Annotated in this window: 14 protein-coding genes and 2 pseudogenes; 4 read left to right on the plus strand and 12 right to left on the minus strand. The window is 63.9% G+C overall.

The window, feature by feature from the left end; genetic code table 11:
- Positions 1–26: 26 nt before the first annotated feature.
- The 4 genes from AC1RQC_RS34270 to AC1RQC_RS34285 all read right to left on the minus strand — a co-directional run bounded on the left by AC1RQC_RS34270 (position 27) and on the right by AC1RQC_RS34285 (position 5475).
- A complete protein-coding gene (locus AC1RQC_RS34270) occupies positions 27–1232 on the minus strand; it encodes an L-talarate/galactarate dehydratase (protein ID WP_492809496.1) in 1206 nt (401 codons plus the stop codon).
- Between the two features lie 72 nt (positions 1233–1304).
- Positions 1305–2291: a Bug family tripartite tricarboxylate transporter substrate binding protein gene (locus AC1RQC_RS34275; protein WP_492809497.1), complete on the minus strand. Its 987-nt coding sequence runs from the start codon at positions 2289–2291 to the stop codon at positions 1305–1307.
- Between the two features lie 63 nt (positions 2292–2354).
- Positions 2355–3899, minus strand: a complete 1545-nt coding sequence (locus tag AC1RQC_RS34280) for a UxaA family hydrolase (protein WP_492885974.1) — start codon at positions 3897–3899, stop codon at positions 2355–2357.
- A gap of 43 nt (positions 3900–3942) precedes the next feature.
- Positions 3943–5475, minus strand: coding sequence for a UxaA family hydrolase (locus AC1RQC_RS34285; RefSeq protein ID WP_492885954.1), 1533 nt, complete (start codon positions 5473–5475; stop codon positions 3943–3945).
- Positions 5476–5744: 269 nt separating this feature from the next.
- Between AC1RQC_RS34285 and AC1RQC_RS34290 the strand changes: the two genes are divergently transcribed.
- Both AC1RQC_RS34290 and AC1RQC_RS34295 read left to right on the plus strand, forming a co-directional pair.
- Positions 5745–6794, plus strand: coding sequence for a LacI family DNA-binding transcriptional regulator (locus AC1RQC_RS34290; RefSeq protein ID WP_492885956.1), 1050 nt, complete (start codon positions 5745–5747; stop codon positions 6792–6794).
- 54 nt (positions 6795–6848) lie between these two features.
- Entirely contained in the window at positions 6849–7892 is a 1044-nt protein-coding gene (locus AC1RQC_RS34295; protein ID WP_492885958.1) for a LacI family DNA-binding transcriptional regulator, read from the plus strand.
- 126 nt (positions 7893–8018) lie between these two features.
- On the opposite strand, the gene araD is transcribed toward AC1RQC_RS34295, so the two are convergent.
- The gene (gene araD, locus AC1RQC_RS34300; RefSeq protein WP_492885960.1) at positions 8019–9761 is read right to left on the minus strand and encodes an L-arabinonate dehydratase; all 1743 of its coding nucleotides are present in this window, start codon (positions 9759–9761) and stop codon (positions 8019–8021) included.
- A gap of 18 nt (positions 9762–9779) precedes the next feature.
- Entirely contained in the window at positions 9780–10868 is a 1089-nt protein-coding gene (locus AC1RQC_RS34305) for a mannonate dehydratase (protein ID WP_492809503.1), read from the minus strand.
- A gap of 542 nt (positions 10869–11410) precedes the next feature.
- Here AC1RQC_RS34305 and AC1RQC_RS34310 point away from each other — a divergent pair.
- Entirely contained in the window at positions 11411–12805 is a 1395-nt protein-coding gene (locus tag AC1RQC_RS34310) for an MFS transporter (RefSeq protein ID WP_301542479.1), read from the plus strand.
- 650 nt (positions 12806–13455) lie between these two features.
- On the opposite strand, the gene AC1RQC_RS34315 is transcribed toward AC1RQC_RS34310, so the two are convergent.
- From AC1RQC_RS34315 to AC1RQC_RS34330, 4 genes and pseudogenes are all read right to left on the minus strand, one after another.
- Positions 13456–14823 carry an AbiJ-related protein gene (locus tag AC1RQC_RS34315; RefSeq protein ID WP_492885962.1) on the minus strand — a complete coding sequence of 456 codons (1368 nt, stop codon included), beginning with the start codon at positions 14821–14823 and terminating at the stop codon, positions 13456–13458.
- Positions 14824–14834: 11 nt separating this feature from the next.
- Complete coding sequence (locus AC1RQC_RS34320; RefSeq protein WP_492885964.1) at positions 14835–15704, minus strand: hypothetical protein; 870 nt, start codon at positions 15702–15704, stop codon at positions 14835–14837.
- Positions 15692–16774, minus strand: a complete 1083-nt coding sequence (locus AC1RQC_RS34325; protein ID WP_492809507.1) for a hypothetical protein — start codon at positions 16772–16774, stop codon at positions 15692–15694. The genes AC1RQC_RS34320 and AC1RQC_RS34325 overlap by 13 nt, the downstream gene beginning before the upstream one ends.
- A 247-nt stretch (positions 16775–17021) precedes the next feature.
- Positions 17022–17386, minus strand: a pseudogene (locus tag AC1RQC_RS34330) (DUF4158 domain-containing protein); the annotation flags it as partial.
- Between the two features lie 160 nt (positions 17387–17546).
- Here AC1RQC_RS34330 and AC1RQC_RS34335 point away from each other — a divergent pair.
- A pseudogene (locus AC1RQC_RS34335) lies at positions 17547–17885 on the plus strand (transposase); the annotation flags it as partial.
- A 243-nt stretch (positions 17886–18128) separates the two neighbouring features.
- Here the strand turns inward: AC1RQC_RS34335 and AC1RQC_RS34340 are convergent.
- On the minus strand, positions 18129–19283 hold the full coding sequence (locus AC1RQC_RS34340) for an ATP-binding protein (protein WP_492885966.1): 1155 nt from the start codon (positions 19281–19283) through the stop codon (positions 18129–18131).
- A gap of 345 nt (positions 19284–19628) precedes the next feature.
- Entirely contained in the window at positions 19629–20084 is a 456-nt protein-coding gene (locus AC1RQC_RS34345) for a hypothetical protein (RefSeq protein ID WP_492885968.1), read from the minus strand.
- Positions 20085–20478 lie beyond the last annotated feature (394 nt).

Below are 20478 nucleotides of genomic sequence, written 5' to 3' on the forward strand. Positions count from 1 at the left end.
CTTAGTGCGCTATCGCTTACGACTGCCTAGGGCCTCGCCCCAAACTCCACCTTGTCCGCCGTCCACGCCAGCGCCTGGTCGCTCAAGCTAAACCCAAGACCCGGCCGGCTGGGCACAATCATCCTGCCATCGCGCAGCTCTAGCCGTTCGTTGAACATTGGCTCCAGCCATTCGAAATGTTCCAGCCACGGCTCCTGCGGATAGGCGGCAGCCAGGTGCAGGTGGATCTCCATGGCGAAGTGCGGCGCCAGCTTCAGGCCCTTGAAGTCCGCCAGGCTCATGATCTGCAGGAAGGGCGTGATACCCCCAACGCGCGGCGCGTCGGGTTGCACGAAATCGCTGGCATGCGCGGTGATGAGCTGCGCGTGCTCGCCAAAACTGGTCAGCATCTCGCCGGTGGCGATCGGAGTATCCAACGAGGTGGCGAGCGCGGCGTGGCCTTCGATGTCATAGGCGTCCAGCGGCTCCTCGATCCACACCAGGTTGAACTGCTCCAGCACGCGGCCGAAGCGCTGCGCGGTGGTGCGGTCCCATTGCTGGTTGGCGTCCACCATGAAGGGGAAGTCGTCGCCCAGCAGTTCGCGCACCGCCTTGACGCGCTTGAGGTCGGTGGCGGTGTCGGGCTGGCCGACCTTGATCTTGATGCCACCGATGCCGTTGGCGCGCGACTTCTCGATGTTTTTGAGCACCTGGTCCAACGGCATCGACAGGTAGCCGCCCGAGGTGTTATAGCAGCGCACCGAGTCGCGATGGGCACCCAGTAGCTTGGCCAGCGGCAACCCGGCACGCTTGGCCTTCAGGTCCCACAGCGCGATATCGAACGGGGCAATCGCCTGCGTGGTCAGCCCGCTGCGGCCCATCGATGCCCCGGCCCATAGCAGCTTGTTCCAGATGCGGGCGATATCGTTGGGGTCTTCGCCGATCAGCTCCGGCGCGATTTCCTTGGCGTGCGCGTACATGCCGGGGCCGCCGGCGCGCTTGGAGTAGCCGAAGCCGATGCCCTCATGTCCGTCCCGGGTGCGGATCTCGGCAAAGATAAAGGCAATCTCGGTCAAGGGGCGCTGGCGGCCGGTCAACACCTTGGCATCGCTGATCGGCGCGGCCAGCGGGAGGTAGACTAGCGACACCTTGACCCATTCGATGCGGTCTCCGGCCGCGTGCGCCGTGGGCTGCAGCGTGGCAGCGGCTTGTGGCGAGGCTAGGGAGGTGTTGGATGTTGCGGTATTGCTCATGAATCGTCCTTGTTTGCTCGAAGTCTGTATGTTGCCCGCGGCCTGCATCGGCGCAGAGGGCAGCGCGTGCCCTTATTCCGGCTTGATGCCCGCCTCCTTGATAACCTTGCTCCAACGCTCTGTCTCGGACTGCAGGAAGCGCGAGTATTCCTGGGAGCTGGATGCCACCACCACAAAGCCGTTGGCTTCCAGCTTGGCGCGCACGTCCGGCTGGCGAAACGCCTTTATCATCTCTGCCTCAAGTTTGTCGACGATGGGCTTGGGCGTGCCTCTTGGTGCCGACAGCCCAACCCACGATACGGCAGAGAAGCCCGGATAGCCGGATTCCGCCACTGTCGGCACATCCGGGAACAAGGCGTTGCGCTGCGCGCTAGTCACTGCCAGCGCACGCAGCTTGCCGGCCTTCACATAAGGCAGCACGGCGTCCTGGTTCACGAACATGGAGGGGATCTGATTGGCCAGCACATCCGTTAGCGCCGGGCCACCGCCGCGGTAAGGAATGCCGACCATGTTCAGGCCCGCGGTTTGCTTGAGCAGTTCCATCGCCAGGTGGCCGGACGAGGCGTTGGTCACGCCGTAGTTGACCTTGCCTGGATGCGCCTTGACGTAGTCGACGAACTCCTTGAAGGTCTTTGCCGGAAACGCCGGATTGACCACCAGCACATTGGGACCGGCAATCAGTTGTGAGATCTGAAGGAAGTCGCGACTGGAATCATAGTTGGGCTTGGGCGTCATGCCGTGCGCGATGGCATTGCTGCCGATACCGGACAGCAGCAACGTGTAGCCATCCGCCGGCGCCTTGGCCGCTTGTTCAGCGCCGATGGTGCCGCCCGCGCCGCCTTTGTTCTCGACGATAAAGGGCTGCTTGAGCGCCTTGCCCAACTGCTCGGCGATCAGGCGGCCCATGATGTCGCTGGTGCCGCCGGCGGGGAATGGCACGATCACGCGCACCGGCTTGCTGGGCCATGCATCTCCCTGGGCGAAGGCGGCGCCCGATACGATGCCGGCGAGCGCCAATGCACAGCCGGCGAGAAAGGTTCGTTTGCTGCGGTGGATCATATGCTGTCTCCTGTATTTTTTTGTGAAAGGCTAGTAAAAGGTGCGAAGCAAGGGATCAGAGATTCAATCGACCACCCCGATCGGCCAAGGCACGAACTCGTTCAGCCCCACACCGAGCGCTTCGCTGCAGGTCTTCTCGCCGGAGGCGTGGCGCAGGATCCGCGCGAAGATCTGCTGGCCCATCTGCTCGATGGTGGCCTCGCCGTCGATCACCACCCCGCAGTTGATGTCCATGTCCTTGACCATGCGCCGGTACATTGGCGTGTTGCTGGCCAGCTTGATGGTGGGCGCCGGCACCGAGCCGAAGCAGGAGCCGCGTCCGGTGGTGAAGCAGATCAGATTGGCGCCGCCGGCGATCTGCCCGGTGGCGGAGACCGGGTCATAGCCCGGCGTGTCCATGAATACCAAACCGTGCTGCGTAACCGGCTCAGCGTACTTGTAGACTTCCATCAAGGGCGCGTTGCCGCCCTTTTTGGCACCCCCCAGGCTTTTTTCCAGCACATTGGCCAGGCCGCCGGCGTTGTTGCCGGGGCTGACGCGGCCATTGATCTGCGTGTCGCGGCCCTTGTTGTACTCAAGCCACCAGTTGATCCGGTCGACCAGTTTCTGGCCGACTTCCGGCGTGACCGCGCGGGCGGTCAGGGTCTGCTCCACGCCAAAGATCTCTGAAGTCTCGGACAGGATCGCGGTGCCACCGTGGCGCACCAGGATCTCCATCGCCGCGCCCAGCGCAGGGTTGGCCGACAAGCCGGAGAATCCATCGGAGCCGCCACATTGCAGGCCAACCGTGATGTGCTCGGCCGACACCGGCTCGCGCTTCACGGCATTGGCCGTGGCCAGCATCTGCTCCACCAGCGCGATGCCGGCCGCGATCGCTTTGCGCGTGCCGCCGGCCTCTTCGATTACCAGCGTCTTCAGCATGGGGCCGGGCTGCAGGCCCTGGTCGGCCAGGAAGGCCGGCAGCACGTTGTGCTCGTGTCCGAGCGCGACGACCAGCGCGCCGGCCGTATTGGGATGGCGGATATAGCCGCCGAGGGTGCGGCGCAGCAGGTCCATCGGCTCGCCGCTCATCTCCATTCCGCTGCCCTGCTCGTGCACATAGGGCACCACGCCATCGACATTCGGAAAGTCAACCGTGCGCTCCTCGCCAAACGCGTTGGCGATCTTGCGCGCCACGGTGGCGCCGCTATGGCCCACCAGGAACACGCCGATGTAGTTGCGCGTGGCCACGCGTCCGTCGGTGCGCACGATGCCCATGAACCGGGCACGCTGTTCGGGCGGCACGTAATTCGTCGGCTTGTAGTCCTGGCCGTGACGGTAGTCCTTCACCAGGTCGCCGAAGGCGATATTGTGGCTGTGCATCCAGGTGCCGGGCGGCAAATCCTCGGCCGCGAAACCGATCACCGTGTTGTACTTGAGCACCGGTTCGCCCTTGGCGATAAAGCGGGCCGCGACCTTGTGGCCGGAAGGCACGAGCTGTAGCGTCACAAGGCCCTCGCTGGGCACGGTGGTGCCTGCCGGCACTTCCATGCGCGCCACCACCACATTGTCTTGCAGGTCGAGGCGGATAAAGGGATTGCGCGCTACGCCGTGCGTGTTGGAATTCATCGTTGTTGTCATGGCATTGTCCTTTGCGGTCCGGCGATCCGGCTTAAGCCAGCACGCCTATGGGCCAGGGCACGAACTCGTTCTCGCCCACGCCCAGCGCTTCGCTGCAAGTCTTCTCGCCGGACGCATGGCGCAGCATCTGCGCGAAGATGTGTTGGCCCATTTCCGCTACGGTGGTCTCGCCATCCAGCACCTGGCCGCAATCGATATCGAGGTCATCCTCCATGCGCTGGAAGGTCTGTGTATTGGAGGCCAGCTTGATGGTCGGCGCCGGCAACGCGCCAAAACCCGATCCTGTGCCGGTGGACAGGCAGATCAGGTTGGCGCCGCCTGCGATCTGGCCTGTGGCGGATACCGCCTCGTAGCTGGGCGCGTCCATGAACACCAGGCCGCGCGCGGTGACGGGATTGGCGTACACATAGACCGCCGTCACCGGTGAACTGCCCGCACGCTGCACGCCGCTGGCGGCCTTCTCCAATGCGTTGCTAAGGCCGCTGGCGCCACCGTCGGCTCGCTGGCGACGGTTCAGTTGGGTATCGCGTCCCGCGTGGTACTGCTCCCACCAGCCGACGCATTGCGCGAGTTCGCCCGCGACCTCCGGGGTGGCGGCGCGCGCAATGAAGCGATGCCCCAGGCTCACCAGGTCCACGGTTTCCGACAGGATCGCGGTTCCTCCCTGCGCCACCAGCAGATCCACTGCAGCACCCAGCGCCGGGTTGGCCGATACCGCGGAAAAGCCATCGGCGCCTGCCGATTGCAGGCCCACCACCAGGTGTTCCGCGGATACCGGCTGGCGCGAGCAGGCGTTGGCCGCCGGCAGCATGTCCTTGATGATGGCGATGCCCGCCTCGATGGTGTTTGCGGTGCCGCCGATTTCCTGCATCACGAGCGTCTTGAGCGCGGTCCCCACGGCAAGTTTCTCCTGCTCCAGGAAGCCGTAGATATTGTTGCGCTCGCAACCCAACGCGATCACCAGTGCGCCGGCAATGTTGGGGTTGCGGATGGTGCCGGACAACGTGCGGCGTAGCAGATCCATCGGCTCGCCGGTCATCTCCATGCCGCAGCCGATCTCATGCACGAAGGGCACGACGCCATCGACGTTGGGATATGCCGCCAGGCGCGACTCGGTGAACCAGTCAGCCACCTTGCGTGCGGCGGTGGCGCCACAATTCCCCACCACGAACACGCCGATGTAATTGCGCGTGGCTACGCGGCCGTCGGCCCTTACGAAGCCCTGGAAGGTGGCGCGCCGACCAGCGGCGGCGACCGACGGCGACGAAGCTGCGGGTGCGCTCGCATCACGCTGCGCGGTGGCGGTGTCGTCGGCAATGAGGTTGTGCGAATGCACCCAGGTGCCCGCCGGCAGGTTTTCGGAGGCAAGTCCGATGGCGAATCCGCCCTTGATCACCGCTTCGCCCTTCCGAATGGCCCGTGCGGCGAGCTTGTGGCCGGCGGGGATGTCCTGCGCCGCGAGGACGTCGCCAATGTCGGTGCCGGCAGCAATCCCGGCGCGTGCCAGTACGACATTGTCGGACTCGGCCAGGCGGATGATGAGATGGGGTAGAGGCTGATTCATGGTGTCTCGGTGAGGCCCGGTGCCGGCGTTTTTCCAACGGAGGAATCAGTCGCCGTGCGCCCTTATGGATGCGCTTCCATTTTTCGGGATCGTCGTCGACAATACAAGCCAGTCGCTCAGCGCCCGCCCCGTGCATTCCCATGATCTGGGACAAAGCTGCAGGTAGCCGCCGGCATAAGTGACCCGCGCGCAGCAAATCGGGGAAAACCAGCAGGCAAGCCGGGCCGCAGGTGAGCCCGCCTGACACCGGCAATACCAACACCGAGCCAATGCATACAGACCACCCGAACCCGCCGGATAGCGCCGGCAGCAGCACACCGGGAAGTGGCCGCATGGTGGACGTAGCGCGCATGGCGGGGGTGTCGCGCGTAACGGTTTCGCGAGCGATCAGCCATCCCCACCTGGTCTCGCCAGCCACGTTGGCCGCCGTGCAACAGGCCATTGCGCAACTGGGCTATGTGCCTAACCTGAACGCCGGCAGCCTGGCGACGAGGCGTTCGCACATCGTCGGCGCCATCGTGCCAACGCTTTCCAATGCCTGGTTTGCGGAAACCATGGATGGGCTGGGTGAAGTGCTGGAGAGCGGCAGCTACCAGTTGCTGCTGGGCCAGACGCGCTACCGGCAAAGTCAGGAAGAAATCCTGATCGACGCCTTTATAGGTCGCCAGGTGGACGCGGTAGTGCTCACGGGCGTCAGCCATGCGCCTGCCGTGCGTGCCAAGCTGCGCCGCTGTGGCATTCCGGTGGTAGAGACTTGGGACCTCACCGACGACCCCATCGATATGGTAGCCGGCTTTTCCAACCGCGCGGCGGGTGCCGCAGTGGCCGATCACCTGCTGGCGCGCGGGTACCGCCGCCTCGGCTTTATCGGCGCGGAAGAGGATCGCGCTCTGAAACGCCTTGCAGGATACCGCGAGGCCATCGCGGCACGCGGCCTGCCGGACGTGGCGGTGCACACGGTGGAGCCGCCCTCCTCCATCGCGGACGGCGCGCGCGCGCTGGCCGGACTGGTGCGGCAACACCCGCGGTTGCAGGCGGTGTACTGCAGCAACGATACCCTCGGCGTGGGGGCGCTGCAGGCTTGCCGCGAGCTGGGCTGGCCGGTGCCCGGGCGGATGGCGGTAGTGGGTTTTTCCGATCTGGCCATCGCCGCGGCCAGCGTGCCCGCGCTGAGCAGTGTCAGGGTGCAATCTCGCGAGATGGGCAGGCGTGCCGGAGAAATGCTGCTGGCCCGGCTTGGCGCGGCGGAGGCCGCAGGCAAGGTCGGGGACCGGATTATCGATCTCGGCTTCAGTGTGGTCGCTCGCGCCACTAGCTGATGCCGGCAATGATGATCGAGGAATGAACCTGAACACAGCGAACTGCAGGTAGCCATGAAAACGACCAAGACCGCCGACATGCCAGCGCAGGCGCGCAAAGGCCCGGTGCGCATGCTGGATGTGGCCCGCGCGGCCGGCGTCGCTAGCGTGACCGTATCCCGCGTGATCAACCACCCAGAGACGGTGGCGCAGGCAACGCGCGAACTGGTGCAGGCCACTATCCGGCGGCTCGGCTATGTGCCGGACCTCACCGCTGGCAGCCTGGCGTCCACGCGCTCGCGCATTGTCGGTGCCATTGTTCCCACGCTGTCAAATGCCTGGTTCGCGGACACGATGGACGGCCTGGCTGCCGCGCTGGCGCCGCAAGGCTACCAACTCATGCTTGCGCAGTCGAGCTACCACCCGCGTGAAGAGGCCGGTCTGGTCGACGCCTTCCTCGGCCGGCGCGTGGATGCGATCGTGCTCACCGGCGTGAGCCATGAAAAGAGCGTGCGCGACAAGCTGCGCCGCCTCGGCCTGCCGGTGGTGGAAACGTGGGACCTGACCGACGATCCCATCGATATGGCGGTGGGGTTCTCCAATGCCGGCGTGGGCGCAGCGGTGGCGCAATATCTGCGCGAGCGCGGGCACAGGCGCATCGGCTTTATCGGTGCCGACGAACTCCGTGCGCGAAAGCGATTGGATGGCTTGCAAGCGCAGCTGGCCGAACTTGGTATGGCACCAGCCGAAGTGGAGCTGCTGCCGCCGCCCTCCACGATCGATGCCGGCGCGCAGGCATTCACGCGGTTGCTGGAGCGTGCCCCGCAAATCCAGGCTGTCTTCTGCAGCAACGATATCCTCGGCGTGGGCGCGCTGCTGGCATGCCGGCAACGCGGTTGGCAGGTGCCCGGCCGCGTTGCCGTGGTGGGCTTCTCGGACCTGGCCATGGCCGCGGCAAGTTACCCGACCCTGACCACTGTGCAGGTACAGCCGCGCGAACTCGGACGCCAGGCTGGCGAGGTGCTGCTGCGCAGGCTGCAGGGGCTGGCGCGGCCGGGAAAGCGGGCGCAACGGGTGATCGACATCGGCTTTCGCCTCGTGCCGAGGGAGAGTGCCTAAGGAGAACGGCGAGCGTGTCTCAGTCCCCCGTGCATTGCGATCGCCGCGTACAATTGGCGCTTGCCAGGAACAATCCCGCGATTTGACCCCGATCATTGGCATGCCTGCAAACAAGACCGACAGGCCTCAAAAAATGTCCGGCTCCCTCGTCGCTTCAGTGCCCCGCAACAGCGCAAAATCGCATCCCTCATCTGCCTGCGTCACCTGCTGAGCGAAGATCGCGCCATAGCCGCGCTGGTACCGCGGCGGCGGTGGCGTCCATGCGGTGCGGCGACGTTGCAGTTCGGCGTCGTCGACCAGCAGTTCCAGTTTGCGTGCGGGGATATCGAGCTCGATCAGGTCGCCCGTCTGCACCAGCGCCAGCGGGCCACCCACGAAGGATTCCGGGGCCACGTGGAGTACGCAAGCGCCGAAGCTGGTGCCGCTCATGCGCGCATCGCTGATGCGCACCATGTCGCGCACGCCCTGCTGCAGCAGTTTCTTCGGAATCGGCAATTGGCCCCACTCCGGCATGCCCGGCCCGCCCAGCGGCCCGGCATTGCGCAGCACCAGTACGCTATTGGCGTCGATATCGAGATCGGGCGCATCGATGCCCGCGTTGAGCGCCTCGTAGCTGTCGAACACCACCGCGCGGCCCGTATGCCGGTGCAGGTGCGGCTCGGCGGCGGCAGGCTTGATGACAGCGCCGTTGGGGGTGAGGTTGCCGCGTAGCACGGCGAGGCTGCCGCGGCTGACCAGCGCGCGTTCCACGGGCAGGATCACATCGTCGTCACGCACCGGAGCGCCGGCGATATTGTCGCCAAGGGTGCGGCCGTTAACGGTGAGCGCATCGACCTGCAACAGCGGGCGCAGCCGCTCCAGCAGCGCGCGCAAGCCGCCCGCGTAAAAGAAGTCCTCCATCAGGTACTTGCCCGCCGGCCGCAGGTTGGCGATCAGCGGCGTGTTCGCGGCCAGTTCATCGAAGCGCTGGAGATCCAGTGCCACGCCGGCACGCCGCGCCATGGCCACCAGGTGCACCAGCGCATTGGTCGAGCCGCCCAATGCGAGCACGCATACCACGGCATTGTCGAACGCCTGGGCGCTGAGCAACCTGGATGGCGTCAGGTCTTCCCACACCATCTCCACTACGCGCTGCCCGGTTTGTACTGCCATCAGCGCGTGGCGCGAGTCTGGCGCGGGAATGGAGGCCGCGCCCGGTAGCGTCAAGCCCATGGCCTCAGCGGCGCTGGTCATGGTGGAGGCGGTGCCCATCGTCATGCAGTGGCCAGCGAAGCGGGCAATTCCGCCCAGTACCTCCTCCCAGTCGTCATGCGTAATGGTGCCCGCGCGCAGCTCGGCCCAGTTCTTGAACATGTCCGAACCCGATCCCAGCGTCTTGCCGCTCGCATTGCCACGCAGCATTGGCCCGGCCGGCATGAAGATGGCTGGCAGGTTCATCGACGTCGCGCCCATGATCAGGCCAGGCGTGGTCTTGTCGCAGCCGCCCATCAGCACCACGCCGTCAACAGGATAAGGGCGCAGCAGCTCTTCGGTTTCCATCGCCAGCAGGTTGCGGTACAGCAGCGCGCTGGGCTTCTGGAATGGCTCGGCAAGCGACATAGCCGGCATTTCCAGTGGAAAGCCGCCAGCCTGCCAGATGCCACGCTTGACCTCTTCCGCGCGCGCCTTGAAATGCGTGTGGCAGGGATTGATCTCGCTCCATGTGTTAAGGATGGCGATAACCGGCTTGCCGCCATATTCCTTCGCGCCAAAGCCGATCTGCGCCATGCGCGAGCGGTGGTTGAAGGTGCGCATGGACTCCTTGCCGAACCAGCGGTGCGAGCGCAAATCTTGGGGCGTCTTGCGGGTTGTCTGCTGTGCGTCTGTCATGTCTGGCCGCCGCTATGCTTAACCGCGCACCGGCGTGGACCACACGCCGGCCGCCTGCAACAGCCCCCGCGTGTAGCCCAGCGCGAAGGACATGAAGCGCTCGCGGTTCTCGTCGAGATCCGACACCGGCACGTGGTCCGGGCACAGCGGTCCCTTGTAGCCACCACGCTGGTAGGCATTGATGGCCTGGAACATATCGACGTCGCCTTCATCCGGGAAGACTTCCTGGAAGTCGAGATAGCCGCCGCGGATATTGCGGAAGTGGACCATGAAGATGCGGCCGGTCGCGGCGAACTCCTCGATCACTGGGATCATGGCGCGGCCCGGCTCCTTGAACATCTCGGCCACCGTGCCCTGGCAGAAGTTCAGGCCGTGGTTGGCACTCGGGCTGAGGGCGAGGAACTTGCGGATGCCATCGGCGGAGCCCACCACGTGCTCGATGCCGTTGAGGCCGCCCACCGGGTACGCAGGGTCGTGTGGATGGCAAGCCAAGCGCACGCCGGCGAGGTCGGCGGCGGGCACCAGGCCTTCCACCAGGAATTCGATGGCGTCCCAGCCGGCCTTCTCGGTTACTGGAGGCACATCGCGCGCCATCTTCTGCCCGCACAGCATGGCGGTTTCCGCATCGCCTTCATCCTGGTTGGTGGGATAGCCCACGCCCCAGTAGGAATGCTTGCGATCGTCATCCGCCGAATACTCGGCATAGGCAAAGCCGGAGTTTTTCGCGCCGCCGCGCCCCGGCTTGAGCCCGGTACGGGTGATGCCCACCATCTGCACGTTGTACTTGAGACAGGTAATGCCAGCGTCGGCCGCCTTCTGGACATTCTGCGCCAGCACGTCGCGCTGCCTGCGCGCGCCTTCCAGGTCCACCAGCGAATCCAGCAGGATGGAGCCCACGTCCAGCGCGAACACATCGAGCTTGAGGCCGAAGCTCTCCACCCACTTGCGATAGGCGGTGAGCTTGCCGGTATCCCACGCGCAGACGCCGCCGCTGGCCGACACCAACTCGGTGCCGCGGTTATCCAGCACCACGCTCTCTACCCCGAGTTGGGTGGAAAGGCGCAGACGGCGCTCGTCAGGGTTGAGTAGCTGTTCGCTGATGTACATGGTGCGTCTCCTGGATACTGGAATGCTGGATGTTTGTTGTACGGGGTGCGGCGTCTTGGCCGCCACGTCGCTCGACTCGGGGGAGCAGTACGTCCACCCCCAATGAACACGTGTTCATTCTTCTGCAAGCGAGGGGAGTCGGCAAGCGCGGAACGAGGGGAAGACCGGCAAACGTTCCGCACCGTCCCAGCATATGGAAAATATCGCGCGTTGCACCGTCCACGTGTGCCGCTGCGACGGAAGCCCGCTATGGCACATCGGACCTGGCAGCCGCCGCGGCCCTTCGTGGTCACTACTCCTCCTTGACCACCACGTCGTGACTCGGGTCACGCGCGCAGCGATGATTTGCTACTCCATGCCGCACATCTGCGCCACATTTCCCAAGTTATGGGACACAAGGCACCCTTGCCACCCGCTGCCGCTATCTTCTTCCGATGGTCTTCTCTAGCATGCAGGCCATACGCCCCGGCACCACCCCGCCGCGGGACGCGCCGGCATTTAGAGCCCGGCGCCATTGCCATCAAACAAGTTTGGAGACCGCCATGTCAGTCGTCATGACATCCGCCCCCACGACCCCGGCGGCGCCCGCGTCCGCTGCTGCACCCACTACCCCCGCACAACCGACGGCCGCCTCCGTTGCCAGCGGACGCTACCGCTACCTGATGCTGGCCCTGATCACCATCGTGCTGGCGCTGAGTACCGGCGACCGCGCCACGCTATCGGTCGCAGGCCCGCATATGAGCAAGGACCTAGCGCTGGACGCCGTGCAGATGGGCTGGTTGTTTTCTTCGTTTGCATGGGCTTATGTGCTGAGCCAGGTGCCAGCCGGCTGGCTGGTGGACAAGATCGGTGCCAAGCAGGCCATCGGCCTGGGGCTGGTGCTGTGGTCGCTCACCACGCTGCTGATGAGTATGGTGCATTGGTTTGCCTTTGCCTTCATAGCGCTGCTGGTGCTGCGCTTCCTGCTGGGGGCGATGGAGTCGCCGGTGGGCCCATCGTCCGGGCGCGTGATCGCCGCATGGTTCCCATCCACGGAGCGCGGCGTGGCCGGCGCGATCTTCAATAGTGCGCAGTACCTGTCGCTGGTGGTGTTCACGCCGCTGATGGGCTGGCTCGACCACCGCTTTGGCTGGCAGCACATCTTCTCGGTGATGGGCGCGCTGGGGCTGCTGCTCGCATGGGCGTGGTATCGCTTCTATCACGCACCCGCCGCGCATCCGCGCGTGACGCAGGCGGAGATCGACTATATCGAGCAAGGCGGCGCGCTGGTGCATCTCGGCGGCAAGAGCGCCAAGGGCAGCAAGGGCCCGACGCTGGCGCAGCTCGGCCAGCTGTTCCGCAGCCGCATGCTGGTGGGCATCTTCCTGGCACAGTACTGCATCAGCGCCATCACCTGGTTCTTTGTCTCGTGGTTTCCCAGCTATCTGGTGAGCGGGCGCGGCTTTACCATCCTGCAAGCTGGCTTCGTTGCCGCTGTGCCAGCCATCTTCGGATTTATCGGCGGCGTGTCCACCGGCTTCGTGTCGGATGCGCTGCTGCGCCGCACTGGCTCGCTGACGATGGCGCGCAAGTTGCCTATCACCATCGGCCTGTTGCTCAGCGCCACCATGATCGCCTGTAACTACGTTGACACCGACTGGGTCGTGATCGCGCTGATGAGCCTGGCGTTCTTCGGCAAGGGCTTCGGCTCGCTGGGCTGGACCGTGGTAGCCGACACCGCGCCCGCCACCATCGTGGGCAGCACCGGAGGCGTGTTCAACGCGGTGGGCAATATCGCCGGCATCGTCACGCCGATCGTAATCGGCTACATCGTGGCTGACACGCACTCCTTCAATGGCGCGCTGGTATATGTCGGTGCCCATGGACTGCTGGCCATCCTGAGCTACTGGCTGATCGTGGGTAAGATCGAACGCGTGGAGTTGTCTGAAAAGGACTGAGGCGGTTTCATGCTTACTCAGCAGCCACTTCCGCAATTTCCAACTGGAAGCAGGAGGACACTACGGTAGCGGATCTTCACGCGACGAGCGCCGTTTTTCGTACGAAGGCAACCATTACCGCAAGAAATGCCCACTGAGACCGAATTGAGTCTGGGTAAGGACGGGGTAGAAGTATGGGCGTGCAATGCCGTGTATGCTGCCGCCCATTTCGACTTTGCACCGGTTCCAACCCACCGCTCGCCGACGGGCAACTGACGGCCGGATGATTCGCCAGGCCGTGGGTACATTTCGCACCCGACAAACAGTCGAGTCAGTCCATTTTCGGCGACCCGGGCGCTATGTTCAATGCTGCTTCCGCGCGAAGACTAGTGCCTTTGGCGACTGTGTTGCCGCCGGTGTCCCGTAGCAGCTCCTCGTACATGCGTACGGAGAGTCTTGTAACAACGATAGAGGGATCGGAGCAAAGGGATCGTCGCCCACGTCAGGCCGATTCACTGGCCGACATAGTGCAACAGCTGACGAGGCAGCGACCAGGTGAGCAACCTCGGCCGGATCACCGAAGCGCCCGGCCGGGCTATCACAAACCACGGTCGCCACCGGGCCGGCCTAGCCGAGAGTATGGCCGCTTGCACGCAGATACCAGTTGGATGTCAGCTCGTTGGAACGCCGTAGCGCTTGAATAGGGCCTCGAAGAATGCTTTCACGTCGGCCTTCGCTGTGGGCGGCCGCAGTTCCGCTGCCCCGAAGCGAAAAACTTCATAGCCGGCGAGCTTGAGTTCGCGGTCGGCCTTAACCATCTGTGCATAGCGCTGCACGTCGGCGCTGCCCGTGGCGTCTGCATAGTGGTGCTTGCCGTCGACCTCGATCACGACCCGCACGCCATGCGGCAGCAGGAGCAGGAAGTCCATGCGAAACCTGAGGAGCGCATCTGGCCCTCGCTCCTTGACCGTCCGTGGGTCCCAATGCAACCAGACTTCGGGCAGCAGCGCCGGCAGGTTAGGCACAGCACTGCGAAACCCCTCGAAGAAGGCATCGAACAGCAAGTTTTGCGGTGGGGAGTTGCGTGGCAGGCTGGACTTGAGGCGCGTGTACAGCGAGCGCTTGGCCTGCGTGGCGTCGGCGATCTGCTCTGCCTCGCCCCACCACTGCTGCAGATCGTTCCAGCGTAGCCCGTCATTGCCGATGGGCCGGTCGTAGACGAGCACCTTGTCCGCGTTGGTGACGATCTCGACGTCATTGTCCAGCGCGTCGCGAAAGCGCAGGTCGGGCTTGTCGGGCGAGGCGAAGATGAGATTTTTCGGCTGGCCCTTGGTCCCAGCGCGCAGTGAGACCAAGGAGAAGATCGGGTAACCGCCTTCAGAGTCGGTCTCGCGTAGCTCGACGCCGCAACTGCGCAGCGGCTCGTTGACACAGGCGACGAAGTGGCGTTGCGCGGCCTCGTCGGGGCGCACGTCGGCCGAAGCCAGTCCCTCAAGAAACAGCGCGAATCGCGGGTCGGAGGCGTCATATGCGCCCAACTGGTCGAACAGCACCTCAGCCGGCCAGTCCTCCGGGTTGCGATGGACGTGCTGCTGGATTTCAGCGCGCAATCCCGTGGGCTCTCCGCCCAACAGGTGCATCCAGTCATCGGCATCCAAGATCCACAGCCGCTCCAGCAGTTCGTCGAACCTGCGGGCATCCCCATACAGCTCTTCGCTATTCAGCCTGCGCGCGACCTCGCGGCGATATCGCTTCGGGATAGGTGGCCACAGACGGTCGCTCCAGAGGATGTCCTGAATCTGGTTGCGCGTAGTGGCGTTGGGTGGGCGGCGTTCCAACAGCTTGCGTGCAACTGCCGGCAGGTCCGGGTCCGCTACAGCGTCGAAGCTGGCGGCTATGCGCTCGCGCTTGGAACCATCAGCGCCAAGCGCCGGCAGCCCCAATTCTTCGCAAAGCGTCGGCAACAATGTGTGGGTGCCGGCATCCTTCAGCGCGGTGACGAGAGGCTCAAGCAGGTTGCGAAGCCGCGCGTAGTCCATAGGCGTGCGACTCAACCTCTCAGCGCCATGGCGCGCAGCAGCGCGTCGATCTGCCCGAACGCATCTTGTTGCCATTGTTCGGGCGTCCGATCGCCTAGCGCGTGCGTGTCTTCGACGAAGCGTCTCACGCAGGTGGGCCCGTAACCCTCGAAGGTGTCGAACTTGTCGGCGATGTGTCGGAAACCGCGCTCGCCACTGGCATGCCCCAGCAATACGCGACATTCCTGTACCAGCACTTCGATACCGCCGGGGTAGTTTCGCACGCAGTAGTAGATGTCGTAGGCGTCCTTCTGCTTGTAGCGGCCCGCCAGTGCGTGACCTTTCATGGCAAGAAGAGCGGGAATTGAGCACACCGCGATCTCCACCCGGTTGGTTCCGCCGTCGGGCATCGCCCCTGCCACAGCGACCAGCTGGTAGAACCGCATCGCCAAGTCGGCGCCGTCCGCCCGCTGCACAGCGAAGTCGCTAATCAAGGGAGGATCGTTCTTGACGATCTCCGCGTCGCGCGGCATCAAGAAGTCGACCACGATGTCGATCGCTTCCCCACCATCTCGCGTCGTAACCTGGCGAACCAACTGGAAGCGCCGAAGCCCCTCGCGCTGCGCGTATCCATGGCCTTGAAGAGCACCGATCAAGGTCGCGTACTCGCCATCGCCCAGTGCTTCCGCGTCCAGTCCTACGTCCACGTCGAGTGTGCCAACGTGCGGCATATCCTCGTTGGCGAGCAGCAGCCAAGGAACTGCGCCGCCAATGATGGCGAACTTGCCCTTGAAGCTGCCAAGGATCTGGCCGATCTCGATCAGCACTGACTTCACGGCTGCGGTCGTCCGATCGTCGTATTCGGCGGCCGACTGTGGTTCCTGGGGTGTCATTTGGGCCATGAGAGCCTTTCTAGGCGCAGGTGCTCAGCGGCCTCCGCGCCGCGTTCGCCCGCAATGGATAGATCAAGGTAGGTCTGGACGGGGCTCGTGCAAATCGCGCCCGGGGCAGGTTCAACCGTGTCAGCGAGTAGGCCCAAGTCCTTCGGGACGGTGACGACCACGTTCTCCCCCTTAGAGGCAGTCGCGAGCTTCAGTGCTGCTTGGAGCTTGCGCAGACCATCTTCGTCAGCGAAGAAGTAGTGGGTGCCGGTTCGCCCATAAGGCGCAAGCCACTGTGCGGCCGAAAAGGAGGCAAAGGCAGCATGACCCTGGCCATCTTGTGTGCCCAACGCATTGCGGGCCGCGCCTTCCAGCGCGCTGCCGTGCAACGGCGTGTAGAACCGCAGCCGCTCGCCTGACGGCGGGGTGTAGCTGTCCCGCCATGCGTCAAGCAGCGCGTCGGGTGCTGAGAGGACGAGGCCATCGTCCGACGCGCTCGCCCATTCCCGATCAATCAAGCCGGTGCGCACATTGCTGACGTGCCCCAGGCTGACTCGGGAGATTTCCGACAACTCGGTGACGCGCCAAGCACGGTCGGGCTCGCGCAGCATGGCGCGTAGAACCTGGGCCGACTTCGGCCTGAACAGCGACTTTAGTTCGCGTTGTTCGGCCGCGGGCTTGTCTGCCACCATGCGTTCGATGAACACGCCGCCGAAGGCGATCCGGGCGTTTCCCTCCAGGTCGAGATAGCCGACGCCCTTTTCCGCACACAATTGCCTCACCGCAGGTGAGAGGTAGGGTGCGATAAAGACGGGCGTCGCCTGCGGGGCTCGCTGCGCCACGTAGTTACGCAGTTCGAGCAGCGCGGAACGGGCGTACCGCGGTTGGCCGTTCGACTTGTACCCGCAGATGAGCAGGTGCTGCCGCCCGTCCACGAGCAACCGGGCGATCAAGTCGGGCCGCCAATCGCCGGACACGGCGGCGGCTTCGATGCCTTCGATCTGAAGGATCGGGATCTTCTCAAGCAGCCGTCGCAACGCCTCGCCGGCACGGGCTTCTGCCTCTTTCATAGGATGAGCCTCTTTCAGCATCCGCTGAAAATACCATATTTCTTGAAATATACCCAAGATTTTCACTGGAGCGCGCATTTTCACCAGATGCTGAAAGTGAGGTCTATGGTGAAAGTCTTTGCATGGTGGCAGCCAGAGCGAGCCGTACCGAGCTGCTTAAGAGGCTCATCGGGCACGGCCAACGACAGCACCGACTCTGCCGCGCCGGCTTTCTTGGCATACCCGAAAGTGCGCCGGCTCACACCCTGGCTGTGCGGTGAAATGGTGCCCACTGGTCCGGGCCGATTGACTTCAAGCCCAAATACCCGCAGGCCCAAATCAGGTGGTCGTAGAGCGTCTTGTACCGGCGATATAGGGTCCGAAGCGATGCGATCGTCGGCGTCGGTAAGCCGAGCCGCTGGCCGATGTAGTGGAGCAACTGGCGCGGCAGCGTACTGACCTGGCCGAGGCTATGCCCACTTGCGCGCAGAAATACCAGTTGGATGGCCGCTCAGGCGCGCGATCGTGCCGAAAGCGCACATTTATCGCCGCGACGTCGCTGTCGGTCAGCGCGAAATACCGTTCCACATCGAATTCCGACAGACGAATCGACAACCGGTCACTTCCCACATAGCGAAATCCCAAGCCCGGCATATCTTGCCCCCATCGAGATGGCGCGATCCGAATCGCGGGCGGCTATGTTACGCCCTCCTCTCATTCGCAGCGGCCAACAGGTGTGGGCTCTTCGGAACGCGTTGTCGACAAAGGCTTTCGGGGAAACCGCCAGATTTTGCACGAAAAGTACGATTACCCCGATGTGGAAGTCACCGTGGGTGCGGACAAGAGCTATGACGCGCACGAGTTTATTGAGGCTTGCCTGGTGATGAAGGTAACGCCGCATGTGGCACAGAACACCTCGGGGCGGCGCTCGGCCGTTCCTGATGCCATTGCCTGCAGCGCCGGTTATGCCGTTTCGCAACAAAAGCGCAAGCTGATCGAACAGGGCTTTGGCTGGGTCAAGACCGTGGGGCGCATGCGTCAGGTGATGGTGCGCGGTCTGAAGAAAGTCGATCAGATGTTTGTGCTAAGCATGGCGGCCTACAACCTCGTGCGCATGCGCTCGTTGGGACAAATCCGTCCGCAGTTGCAGTAATGGCGGTAATGAGGCCGGAAATGGGCGCCAAAACGCGGAAAAACTCGATGCAGTAACGTACGGCTTCCGGATTGTGAAAAACAGCGCTCCCCGCCCTTGCGGGGGAAGACTCATCGCTAGCGCGATGAGTACTTCAGCAGTACTGCTAGAGCGGCCGACCCGTCGCGCACATAAAAATCGCGTTCTTTTTCTTTATTACTTCCAGCATTATGTGTCATTTCCGGCTTTATCCCGGCATGCCCCCTATGTCGCCGGCACTGGCTTCAGCATTCCCGCCTGCTGCATCAGACTCGCCAATCCGGTCTCCTCGAGCGCGTAGACGCCGCGCGCTGCCCGCCATACAAGCGCTTTGTCCTGGAGCGCAGAAAGCGCCTGCTGGGCATTCGAAACATCGACTCTCGCGTCGGCGCCCGGGTCAATCGCCTTCAAGACGGCGTCATACGCCTCCATGGTGGCTGCCTCGAACGGCGCGTAATTGCTCCCCCGAACGGCCATGACTCGAAGAACTGTGGATTGAAGCGGCGTCAGACTGTGAACCACGCGCATCTGTTCGGTGTTGCTGACCGCGATCTGCTCTTCAACCGCGGCCGCAAATCTCGCGGGGATGTCTCCTGCCGGAAGTCCGAATTCAAACCGAAGCGCGTCAGCCGCGGCACCCAACAGTTCCGGGCGGAAAGCGGCTCGCTTGAACAGCTCGAACACCTCTGCCGGGTCAAGTTTGGCTCCCAAGTCAAGTCGATCACAGAACCATTGGACATAGGCCATGTCCAGCGCCGGGAAGTTGACGAGGGGAGCTCCGTAGAACGCCTGGTCTCGGCTATTGCGAAGCATGGCCAGCTTGTCACGATTGGATCCCGTCGCGACGATTCGCAGACCCTTATGTCTGCTGCTATTCAGTTCATCCCGCGCGGCCTTTAACGCGAACAGGGCGTCGTTCCCCTTCTCACTGACAATCGCTTGCTGCGCTTCGTCGATTACCAGCACAATGGGCTTGCCCGCATCATCCGATAGGGCGGCAAGTGCCGCCGACAGGGAAATCCCTTCGCCAAGGCCAACCCGATCAAGGGAGAACGACATCCCGCCAACCGCGATTTTCTCCATTCCGGCAGAGCGAGCGAGTCGCTTAATGACGCCTTCATGGCTCGCGAGCTCGGCCCGCACGGCCCCGACAATGACCTCTCCTGGGTCAGCTCGGCGGTCTTCCCACAGATCGGCATAGACTACAAGGGCACCAAGGTTCTCCAACGCCGGCCGCAGATCCTCCCTTAAGAAGGTCGACTTGCCGGTTCGTCTTGGCGCCGCCAGAAAAAGGCCGGAACTGGACGCGGAAGTCGGTGAGACCGTTAGAATTTTGGTGGCCAACTCTGTTGCTAGTGCCTCTCGTTTGAAGACTTCCATCCGCGCGCCCCCTAGAATATGTTCGATTAGACCAAACTATAGTCGATTATAGTCAATGTCGCTAATTTGTGGAGTTTGGGCCGCATTTGTACGGTTTCGTCGCTCACTATGTAGATCTTGCAGCACATGTTAGAGGGCGAAGCGAGTCTGTCGCGATGGAGCGCTGACGTGGCGGGCACTGGGTACATCCCAGGGCACCTTGGGGGAGCACGGCGGCAGTCGGGAAAGCCACATTTCCTCGTAAGGAAGGCCGCGCCCTATTTGGCCGCCGTCCCCGCGCGGTTTGTCCACAGGCTTATCTCGCGGCGCGGTGGACAAATCCCACCCTCGCCCTCGGGCGCTCCCTTAGACCGGCCCGGGCTTGAACTTGGTGCGCGTCACCGGCGCCCGCCGCCTGGGCGATACCAGGCGGCGCGTCGCGGCGGCTTGCGCATCGGCCCGCTCGGCGCGCCGCAGTGCCGTTTCCAGTTGTGCCAGCAGCTCATCTTGCGCCGCCTGCCCATCCGCCAGCGCCTGTTGCGCCTGCGCCAGTTGCAGGAGGAGCGTGTCGCGCTCGGCGTGCTGCCTTGCCCGTGCCTCGGCACTGGCCACGGCGGCGTCCTGCGCCCGCGCCTGTACCGCCGCCTGCTCGGCCTTCTGGCGCAGTGTGCGCTCCTGGTCGATCTCGCGCAGCGCACGGCGCTCGGTGGCGCTGGCCCGCTCCTGCGCGACGGCGACCTGCTCGCGGGTGCGCTCCAGGTCCGTCGAGAATTGGGTACGCAGCTCCAACAACTGCCGCTCGAGCGCCTCGACCTGACGCACGCCCTCCTCCTGACGCGCCCGCGCGGCCGCGTGGGCCTGGCGCTCGGCTTCCAATTCGCCTTGCAGCACCGCGCGCGCGCGCTGGACGGCGTCGCGCTCGCCCCGAATCTCGTTGGCGTCGAAGAATAGAGATCGTAAGGCGCAGTTTTCGTATCTGATAGCTATCTGGTACCAATTCCGTGAAGCATGAGGTTTTCGGCGGCTGGCGGTAGAGTCGGCTGCAATGACTCGGTGCTGCACAATTCCCCATTCGTTCAAACGAGTTTGCCGCCCCTCGAGCAGCAGCCCAGCCGTTCAGATATCACAACGTTTCGCTTAGAGGGTGAGGACAAATTCAGGCATTGGACAATCGGCGTACGAGCAAACGTGCCTGAGATAGCCAGACCCAGGCGGT

Source organism: Cupriavidus sp. GW822-FHT03E04, from assembly GCF_058801495.1.

What these genes read in the sequence shown, in the direction of transcription:
- AC1RQC_RS34270 (WP_492809496.1), bottom strand. Translation starts at nt 1,232, where the DNA reads ATGAGCAATACCGCAACATCCAACACCTCCCTAGCCTCGCCACAAGCC.
- AC1RQC_RS34290 (WP_492885956.1), top strand. Translation starts at nt 5,745, where the DNA reads ATGCATACAGACCACCCGAACCCGCCGGATAGCGCCGGCAGCAGCACA.
- AC1RQC_RS34315 (WP_492885962.1), bottom strand. Translation starts at nt 14,823, where the DNA reads ATGGACTACGCGCGGCTTCGCAACCTGCTTGAGCCTCTCGTCACCGCG.
- AC1RQC_RS34340 (WP_492885966.1), bottom strand. Translation starts at nt 19,283, where the DNA reads ATGGAAGTCTTCAAACGAGAGGCACTAGCAACAGAGTTGGCCACCAAA.
- AC1RQC_RS34275 (WP_492809497.1), bottom strand. Translation starts at nt 2,291, where the DNA reads ATGATCCACCGCAGCAAACGAACCTTTCTCGCCGGCTGTGCATTGGCG.
- AC1RQC_RS34285 (WP_492885954.1), bottom strand. Translation starts at nt 5,475, where the DNA reads ATGAATCAGCCTCTACCCCATCTCATCATCCGCCTGGCCGAGTCCGAC.
- AC1RQC_RS34295 (WP_492885958.1), top strand. Translation starts at nt 6,849, where the DNA reads ATGAAAACGACCAAGACCGCCGACATGCCAGCGCAGGCGCGCAAAGGC.
- araD (WP_492885960.1), bottom strand. Translation starts at nt 9,761, where the DNA reads ATGACAGACGCACAGCAGACAACCCGCAAGACGCCCCAAGATTTGCGC.
- AC1RQC_RS34305 (WP_492809503.1), bottom strand. Translation starts at nt 10,868, where the DNA reads ATGTACATCAGCGAACAGCTACTCAACCCTGACGAGCGCCGTCTGCGC.
- AC1RQC_RS34325 (WP_492809507.1), bottom strand. Translation starts at nt 16,774, where the DNA reads ATGCTGAAAGAGGCTCATCCTATGAAAGAGGCAGAAGCCCGTGCCGGC.
- AC1RQC_RS34310 (WP_301542479.1), top strand. Translation starts at nt 11,411, where the DNA reads ATGTCAGTCGTCATGACATCCGCCCCCACGACCCCGGCGGCGCCCGCG.
- AC1RQC_RS34320 (WP_492885964.1), bottom strand. Translation starts at nt 15,704, where the DNA reads ATGGCCCAAATGACACCCCAGGAACCACAGTCGGCCGCCGAATACGAC.
- AC1RQC_RS34280 (WP_492885974.1), bottom strand. Translation starts at nt 3,899, where the DNA reads ATGAATTCCAACACGCACGGCGTAGCGCGCAATCCCTTTATCCGCCTC.